General features: G+C 70.8%; 8 protein-coding genes and 1 pseudogene. 4 read left to right on the top strand and 5 right to left on the bottom strand.

What is annotated here, in order from left to right:
• Nucleotides 1-124 precede the first annotated feature (124 nt).
• The gene (locus tag DQW85_RS31895; protein WP_113703502.1) at nucleotides 125-901 is read right to left on the bottom strand and encodes a MerR family transcriptional regulator; all 777 of its coding nucleotides are present in this window, start codon (nucleotides 899-901) and stop codon (nucleotides 125-127) included.
• Between the two features lie 89 nt (nucleotides 902-990).
• On the opposite strand from DQW85_RS31895, the gene DQW85_RS31890 reads away from it, so the two are divergent.
• A complete protein-coding gene (locus DQW85_RS31890) occupies nucleotides 991-1836 on the top strand; it encodes a MerR family transcriptional regulator (protein WP_113703501.1) in 846 nt (281 codons plus the stop codon).
• Between the two features lie 65 nt (nucleotides 1837-1901).
• On the opposite strand, the gene map is transcribed toward DQW85_RS31890, so the two are convergent.
• The gene (map, locus tag DQW85_RS31885; RefSeq protein WP_113703500.1) at nucleotides 1902-2669 is read right to left on the bottom strand and encodes a type I methionyl aminopeptidase; all 768 of its coding nucleotides are present in this window, start codon (nucleotides 2667-2669) and stop codon (nucleotides 1902-1904) included.
• 47 nt (nucleotides 2670-2716) lie between these two features.
• On the opposite strand from map, the gene DQW85_RS31880 reads away from it, so the two are divergent.
• Nucleotides 2717-2980 carry a helix-turn-helix domain-containing protein gene (locus DQW85_RS31880; RefSeq protein WP_113703499.1) on the top strand — a complete coding sequence of 88 codons (264 nt, stop codon included), beginning with the start codon at nucleotides 2717-2719 and terminating at the stop codon, nucleotides 2978-2980.
• Between the two features lie 111 nt (nucleotides 2981-3091).
• On the opposite strand, the gene DQW85_RS31875 is transcribed toward DQW85_RS31880, so the two are convergent.
• Nucleotides 3092-3493 carry a hypothetical protein gene (locus DQW85_RS31875; RefSeq protein WP_113703498.1) on the bottom strand — a complete coding sequence of 134 codons (402 nt, stop codon included), beginning with the start codon at nucleotides 3491-3493 and terminating at the stop codon, nucleotides 3092-3094.
• 176 nt (nucleotides 3494-3669) lie between these two features.
• Here DQW85_RS31875 and sigJ point away from each other — a divergent pair, with 176 nt between their 5' ends.
• Complete coding sequence (gene sigJ / locus DQW85_RS31870) at nucleotides 3670-4611, top strand: RNA polymerase sigma factor SigJ (RefSeq protein WP_113703497.1); 942 nt, start codon at nucleotides 3670-3672, stop codon at nucleotides 4609-4611.
• 47 nt (nucleotides 4612-4658) lie between these two features.
• Here the strand turns inward: sigJ and DQW85_RS31865 are convergent, their stop codons facing one another.
• Together DQW85_RS31865 and DQW85_RS31860 are read right to left on the bottom strand one after the other, a co-directional pair.
• Nucleotides 4659-5735 (bottom strand): tyrosine-type recombinase/integrase, encoded by a 1077-nt coding sequence (locus tag DQW85_RS31865; protein WP_113703496.1) that lies wholly within the window; start codon nucleotides 5733-5735, stop codon nucleotides 4659-4661.
• Nucleotides 5736-5825: 90 nt separating this feature from the next.
• Complete coding sequence (locus tag DQW85_RS31860; RefSeq protein WP_113703495.1) at nucleotides 5826-7355, bottom strand: helix-turn-helix domain-containing protein; 1530 nt, start codon at nucleotides 7353-7355, stop codon at nucleotides 5826-5828.
• A gap of 521 nt (nucleotides 7356-7876) precedes the next feature.
• Here DQW85_RS31860 and DQW85_RS31855 point away from each other — a divergent pair.
• A pseudogene (locus tag DQW85_RS31855) lies at nucleotides 7877-8227 on the top strand (hypothetical protein); the annotation flags it as partial.

Below are 8227 nucleotides of genomic sequence, written 5' to 3'. Positions count from 1 at the left end.
GACGTCGGCGGGCGGCCCGGTCGGATTTTCCCACACGCGCCACGTCCCGAAGGGGCCTAGAAGTCTACAATGTAAAGGCCGGCAGTTGAGATAAAACCCACACAAACACCACCCCACAACCCACTCAACTGCCCGGGAAGCCCTGAGCGTGGCGGGTGGCGTTGGCGTGGATGGCCAGGCAGAAGTAGGCGGCCAGCCCCGGCACCGAGGCGTCGAAGGTGGCGGTGAACCGCGGATCCGCCACGTACATCTCGCCCAGGCAGCGGTGGATCTCGAACGAGCAGTCGTAGAACCAGCGGGAGATGTGCCCGCGGTGCCGCTCGGCGAGGTCCATCGCCCGCTCGCCGTCCGCGGGCAGCCCCGCCTTGAACGCCGCCGCCAGATCGTCCATCAGGCCGGCGCCCTCGTCCTTGATCTGCAGCCAGTCGGCCTTGGTGTACACGGCGACGCGGCGGCGGCTCTCGGCGTACGCCTCGGTGCCGCCCCAGCGCCGCTCGACCTCGGCGTCGTAGTCCTCGGGCCGGAAGTCGCCGAACACCTCGAAACGCTCCTCTGGGGTGAGTGCGATGTTCATGCTGCGGGCCTGCATGGCCCGCTCCACCGCGGTGATCATGTCGCGGAGCCGGTCGGACTCGCGCAGGAGCAGTTCGTGCTGGCGGCGCAGGTGGGTCATCTCGTCGGCGCGGGGGTCGTCCAGGATGACGGCGATCTCGTCCAGGGGGAAGCCGAGCTCGCGGTAGAGCAGGACCTGCTGCAGGCGCAGCAGGTCGTCGTCGGTGTAGCGACGGTAGCCGGCACGGGTGCGCTCGCTGGGGCTGAGCAGGCCGATCTCGTCGTAGTGGTGCAGGGTCCGCACGGTCACCCCGGCCAGCCGGGACACCTGTCCCACGGAGAGGCTCATGCCGCCAGCCTGCACTCTCACGTGGCGTGAGGGTCAAGCGCCCCGTACGGGCTGGACGCTCCCATGGTGGGATCGACCATGCTGGGGGCGTGGACGAGGATCTGCTGCCGATCGGCCAGTTCGCCCGGCTCGGCCGGTTGAGCGTCAAGCAGTTGCGGCACTACGACGAGCTGGGGCTGCTGGCGCCGGCGTACGTGGACGCCGGCACGGGCTACCGCTACTACCGCGCCTCCCAGGCTCGGGTGGCGCTGTCGATCGGGTTGCTGCGTTCGCTCGACGTGCCGCTGACGGTGATCGCCGAGGTGCTGGCGGGTGCGGCCGGTGCACTGGACTCGGTACGCGACGGGCTGGAGGCGGAGCTCGCCAGGCGCCGCCGTACGTTGGCTTCGCTCGAACGGGTGATGACCGAGGGGCTGCCGTCGTCCCGGGTGCGCGTGGTGACCGAGCCGGCGCGCCGCGTCGGGGTGGTGCGTGAGCGTGCGGCGTCGTGGGCGGATGTCTCGCGGGCGACCTCGGCGGGGGTGGCGCGGCTGATGGCCCTGCTGCCCGCTGGCGACAGGCCGGACGGGCCCGGCCGCGCGGCGGAGGTGGCCGTGCCGGGCCAGGGGGCGGTGGTGCAGCTGATCGGGCTGTTCCCCGTGGACCTGGACGATCCCGTGGAGGTGGCGGTCGCGCTGGTGCTCGGCCCGGGTGCAGTGCGGAGCCTGCCCGGGGGAGTGGCGGTCGAGGTGCTGCCGGGTGGGGCGTTCGCCTGCGCCACGCACGTCGGCCCGTACGACCAGATTCCCCTGACCGCGCACGCGGTGCTGGCGTGGTGCGCGGAGCGGCGCCACGAGGTGCGCGGTCCGATTCGCGAGGCGTACGTGTCGAACCCGGCCGTGACGCCGCCCGACCAGCTCGTCACTCATCTCATGATCCCTCTGGAGGAACGATGAGCGGATCCGGGTGTCATGGAGCGGGCGCGGGAGGCCGCTCGCCCGTCTGGGCGGGTGGCCGGGGGTCAGGGGAGGGTGAGGACGCGCGGGCCGTCGTCGGTGATGGCGACGGTGTGCTCGGCGTGGGCGGCGCGGCTGCCGTCGGCGCTGTGCAGGGCCCAGCCGTCGGCCGCGGTGTGGTAGCGGTCGTCGCCGCCCGCGATGAACATCGGCTCGATGGCCAGGACGAGGCCGGGCCGCAGGGGCAGGCCGCGGCCGGGACGGCCGTGGTTGGGGACGTGGGGGTCCTCGTGCATGCGGCGGCCGATGCCGTGCCCGCCGAAGTCGGTGGGGACGCCGTAGCCGCCGGCGGTGGCGACGGAGGCGATGGCGTGGCCGATGTCGCCCAGGCGGTTGCCGGGCGTGGCGGCCGCGATGCCGGCGCGCAGGGCGGATTCGGTGGCGTGGATCAGGGCGGCGTCGCCGTCTCGGGGGTGGCCGACGGTGAGGCTGACGGCCGCGTCGCCGGTCCATCCGTCGAGGTGGGCGCCGCAGTCGACGCTGAGGAGGTCGCCGTCGCGCAGGCGTTGGCGGCCGGGGATGCCGTGGACGATCACGTCGTTGACGGAGGCGCAGATCACGGCGGGGAACGGGGTGGGGGCGAAGTGGGGCTGGTAGTGGAGGAAGGTCGGTCTGGCGCCGGCTTCGGCGATGACGGTGGCGGCGATGTCGTCGAGTTCGTCGAGGCGGGTGCCTGGTGTGGCGTGCTTGGTGACGGCCTGGAGTGCTTGGGCGACGACGCGCCCTGCTTGGCGCATCGCGTCGATCTCGGTTGCTGTTTTGAGCTCTACCATGGCGATAACTATACCGGTATTTTTATTCGGCCTATAGACTCGGCCGCATGGTACGACCGCCGCTCACCCCCGAAGAACGCCTCCGCGGCGAGCAGCTCGGCGTGATGCTGCGCCAGGCCCGAGGCGCGCGCAGCATCGTCGAGGTCGCCACCGCGGCGGGCATGTCGGCCGAGACGCTCCGCAAGATCGAGACCGGCCGCATCGCCACGCCCGCCTTCTTCACCATCGCCGCGCTGGCCGACGTCCTCGACGTCTCCCTGGACCACCTGGCCGTCCGCGCCGTCCCGGCCACCCCAGCGATGCCGACCTGACCCCGCCCTCGCGCGCCCTGCTGGTCGCCTGCCGCAAGGCCGCGCTCGGCGTCGGTGAAGTAGGGGCGTCCTGCCATGACGCCACGGCGGTGACGCGCTCCTCTGTCTCGATCAAGCCGTTCCGGCCGGCTGAGCGAGGCGGCCGGTCCAGATCCAGACGAGCTGAAGAACGCTCAGGCCGAACATCAGGACGCCCAACGGGACGTGCAGGGTCTTCACATGCGCGATGCCCAGCGCTATCTGCGCCAGCGCCAGCCCCAGGAACCCCACCGCGTACAGGATGGGCCTGGGAGAGCCGCAGCCCGGCCGCCACACCAAGATCGCGACAACCAGGTGCACCAGTGCCACGACGAACACCCCGTACGCCCCGGCGCTGTGCAGAGCCCCACCGCCGGGTGAGGACAGCAACAGCCCCGCGCTGATCGCCTGGACGAAGACGGCCACGGTCTGCAGCGTGATCACGAAACGCAAGAAGATGAGGTTGCCCTGCTTCGTCGTCGTGCGCGTGGACATGGCGAGGTTCTCCCTTCCCGATCTCAGCGAGGGTTGTCTGAGACTTGTGACCCGGTGTCCCAGTAGTCCGACGACGCAACTGCTGGGAATGTGAGGCGACGCGCCGACCTCACAGTTCGGTGCGATGTCTCGTCGAACCGGTGAGGACGGATGCGAAGAAGGAAGTCGGGGACACCATGACCACCCAGTCCGAGCCAGGACCCCGCCGGCCCGATCCGAGCCTGAACGCGATCATGAGCGAGCGGCGCCAGCTCATCAACCTCACCTACCGGCTGCTCGGCTCCCTGGCCGACGCCGAAGATGTCGTACAAGAGACCTACGCCCGCTGGTACGCCATGTCCCAGCAGCGACAGGAGGCCATCGGATCCCCCGGCGCCTGGCTGACGACGGTCGCCAGTCGCATCTGCCTGGACCTGCTCGGCTCGGCACGGGCCCGGCGGGAGCGCTACGTGGGCGAATGGATCCCGGAGCCGCTGCCCGATCGCACGGAGTGGATCAACGGGCGGTCGGGCGGCATGGCCGACCCGGCCGACTCGGTCACTCTCGATGAGTCGATCAACATGGCCTTCCTGGTCGTGCTCGAGTCGATGACCCCGGCCGAGCGTGTCGCCTTCATCCTCCACGACGTCTTCCGGTATTCCTTCGCCGAAGTGGCCGAGATCGTCGGCCGTACGCCGGCCGCATGTCGCCAGTTGGCCTCCTCGGCCCGCCGTCGTATTCGCGCGTCGCAGGCTCCTGCGGCTCCGGCGGCCCGGCAGGCCGGCCTCGTCAGGGACTTCAAGCAGGCATGGGAGGCCAAGGACATCGACGCCCTCGTCGGCCTCCTGGACCCCGGCGCCACGATGATCGCCGATGGCGGCGGCCTGGTCGGCGCCGTGCTGCGCCCACTCGAAGGCGGCGAGCAGATCGCCCGCTACATCCTCGCCCTCGCCGACCGGGCGCCCGACCTGACGATCTTGGAGCGTACGGTCAACGGTCAGCCCGGTCTGGTGGCCCAGCACGACGGCGTCACCGTGACGGTGGCGGCGTTCGACGTTCCGGGCGACCGGATCAAGCGCATCTGGGCGGTACGCAACCCCGAGAAGCTCTGGCCTTGGACGGTGGGGTCACAGCACTAGGACCAACCCCGGAACCCAACACCGGGCAGGGATCCGGCATCCGAGTGTCACTGTGCGGGGTCCGGGCCGCGCAGCAACGGATGCACGCGCATCGCCACCTCCAGCTCGCCCGGCAGCTCGTCGCGGTAGCGGCCCAGCGTCGACAGGTCACTGTGCCCCAGCACCCGCCGCACGGCGTCCATGTCCACCGCGTCCGCCAGCAGATGAGTCGCCGTGGTGTGCCGTAACCCGTGCGGCGTCACCGAGCGCCGCTGCGCCGGGTCGACGCGCGCCTGCACCCGGTCGATCACCGCCTGCACGTCGCCCCGCGCCAGCCGCCTGCCCCGCCAGGACAGGAGCAGCGCCTTGTCGGGCGACGCCGCGCGGCCCCGCGCCAGGTAGGCGTCGAGCGCTCCGGCGACGACGGCCGGCAGCGGCACGTCGCGGGTGCGGCCGCCCTTGCCGAAGATCCGCCAGTAGCGCACCCCGTCGTTGGTGAAGAAGTCCTCGACGTTGGCCCGCACCAGCTCCGACACCCGAGGCCCCATCGTGGCCAGCAGCAACACGACGAGCGCGTCGCGCAGCTCCGTGCGCTGGTCGCGCCTGCCCTCACCGGGGGAGCGCTCCAGCGAGCGGGCCGCTCCGACCAGCCCCTGCGCCTGCTCGCGGGTCAGGGCACGCCGTTCGGGGCGCAGCCCGCCGCGCTGCCTGGCCGTCACCGTGGAGGCGGCCATCGGGTCCACCTGCACCCATCCGGCCAGCGTGGCGTGCTTGAACAGCGCCGAGATCGAGCGCCGGAACCGCGCCTGCGACGACGGCGACTGCCCCACGGACGAGCCCACGGATGATCCCACGGACGCTGCCGGCGGCCGCTCGGACGATGACGGCGGCTGCCCTGTGGTGGAAGGGCGCCGCCCGTCGGGCTTGCGGGCGAACGCCAGCAGGATCGCGTCCACGTCCTCGCCCGTCAGGTCGTCCAGCACCTGGTCGGCGCCGGCCAGCGCCACGAACGTGGCCGCGTCGCGCGCGTAGACCTCGGCCGTGGCCGCCGACAACCCTCCGGTCAGGGTCCTGGCCCGGACCAGCTCCACATAGCGGTCAGCCGCCTCCGCCACCGTCACCCGATCGAGCTCCGCAGGCCGCACCGTCCCCCCTCGCCTCGCACGCACACAAGATCCGAGAAGAAGGTAGCGGCCCCCACCGACAGAAACCCGCCGGCGCCGGAAACCGGGGGGTCAGATGTCGCGGAAGGTCTCGATCCGCGCCCCCAGGGCGTTCAGCCGCTCGGCCAGGTCCTCGTACCCGCGGTTGATCACGTACACGTTCCGCAGTACGGATGTGCCCTCGCCCGCCATCATGGCCAGCAGCACCACCACGGCCGGCCGCAGCGCGGGCGGGCACATCATCTCGGCGCTGCGCCACCGCGTCGGCCCCTCCACCAGCACCCGGTGCGGGTCGAGCAGCTTGACCGACGCGCCGAGCCGGGTCAGCTCGGTCAGGTAGATGGCGCGGTTGTCGTAGACCCAGTCGTGGATGAGCGTCGAGCCCTGCGCGGACGCGGCTATGGCGGCGAAGAAGGGCACGTTGTCGATGTTCAGGCCGGGGAACGGCATCGGGTGGATCTTGTCGATGGGGGAGACCAGCTTGGACGGCCGCACCGTCAGGTCGACCAGGCGGGTGCGGCCGTTCGCGGCGGGGTACTCGCGGCCCCGGTCGTGGTCGAGGCCCATCTCCTCCAGCACCGCGAGCTCGATCTCCAGGAACTCGACGGGCACCCGGCAGATCGTCAGTTCCGAGGAGGTCACCACGGCCGCCGCCAGCAGGCTCATGGCCTCGACCGGGTCCTCCGACGGCGAGTAGTCGACGTCCCGCTCGATGGAGGCGACCCCGTGCACGGTGAGCGTGGTCGTGCCGACGCCCTCCACGCGCACGCCGAGCTGCTCCAGGAAGAAGCACAGGTCCTGCACCATGTAGTTGGAGGAGGCGTTGCGGATCACCGTCACCCCGTCGTGCCGGGCCGCGGCCAGCAGCGCGTTCTCGGTGACGGTGTCGCCGCGTTCGGTCAGCACGATGGCCCGCGACGGTGACACGCGCCGGTCGACGCGCGCGTGGTAGAAGCCGCCGGTTGCGGTGATGTCGAGGCCGAAGTGCTTCAGCGCCGACATGTGCGGCTGGACCGTGCGCGTGCCCAGGTCGCAGCCGCCCGCGTACGGGATCTGGAACTGCTCGGTGCGGTGCATCAGCGGCCCCAGGAACATGATCACGCTCCTGGTGCGGCGGGCGGCCTCGGTGTCCATCGCCTCCAGCTCCAGCCGGGCCGGCGGGACGATCTCCAGGTCGTTGCCCTCGTTGATCCAGCGGGCCCGCACGCCGATGGACGCGAGCACCTCCAGGATCCGGTACACCTCCTCGATGCGGGCCACCTTGCGCAGGATCGTCCGCCCCGAGTTGAGCAGCGACGCGCACAGCAGCGCCACGCACGCGTTCTTGGACGTCTTGACGTCGATGCTGCCCGACAGCCGCCTGCCGCCGACCACCCGCAGGTGCATGGGCCCGGCGTAGCCCAGTGAGACGATCTCGCTGTCCAGCGCCTCCCCGATGCGGGCGATCATCTCAAGACTGATGTTCTGGTTGCCGCGCTCGATGCGGTTGACGGCGCTCTGGCTGGTCGCGAGCGCGTCGGCCAGCTGTAGCTGCGTCCATCCGCGATGCTGCCGCGCGTCCCGGATCAACCGGCCGATCCGTACAAGGTAATCATCTGCCACAAGAGCAGACCATATCTCACATATGAGATCGGATCGCGCCAGCCACTCCCGGCGCGCCGTCAGAATGTCCAGGAGCCGCCGCAAAGGTCCCGCCGCGCGTCAGTGCCGAGGCGGGGGAGAGCCTCCGCCGGCGCCCGCTCGGAAAACACCCCGGCACCGTCATGCCGCAAGGGACGCTCCCTGCCCAATTACGCGATACGGACGTCCATGTTCTGGCCTTATCGCACCACACATTAATCGCCGCGAATAACGCCGGCGTCTCATCGGCGGAGCCGGATCCGCATCCGAAACCCCGTATCCCCCCGGTCGAGGAAAAGCAGGCAACCGCATGTCAGGGCCAGTGCGACAGCGTCCGCGGCCCAACAGCACGCCATCCTAAAGGCCGATTTAATACCATCCAGACCGCCCGCACCTTCACCTGAGAATCGGCGCGAATTAACTCGACTCCTCCTTTACTAACAGTCAACTCAACCGCATGATAGGCGAGTTCGCCAAAAACGCCACCAAGGAAGGAAGAAGCCATGAGCACACGCTCAAGGCAGGCCACTATCGTCGCCTTAGCGACACTTCTGGCCGTCTCGGGGATGAGCGCGACCGCCGCCGGCCACGCCTCCACGGGCCCCGCCTCCACCGCCACAGCCCCGTCGCCGACCGCACCGGCGAGGGCGGCGGTGAACACCACCGACAGCAGGCAGCTCCTGGCCTACTGGACCGACGAACGCATGCGGGCCGCCACACCACAGCCCCTCCCGGCGCTCGACGCCCGAGCCCAGCAGCCCGACCAGGTCGCCAACGTCCTGCCCGGCCGCGCCGCCGAAGGCTCGGCCCCCACCCGCAGGGTCGACCGGCCCGCCGCGCCCAGCGCCCGCCCG

Source organism: Nonomuraea lactucae, from assembly GCF_003313395.1.
Taxonomy (GTDB): domain Bacteria; phylum Actinomycetota; class Actinomycetes; order Streptosporangiales; family Streptosporangiaceae; genus Nonomuraea; species Nonomuraea lactucae.
The sequence above is the reverse complement of the archived record's forward strand: the minus strand, read 5'-3'. Positions and strand labels throughout refer to the sequence as shown.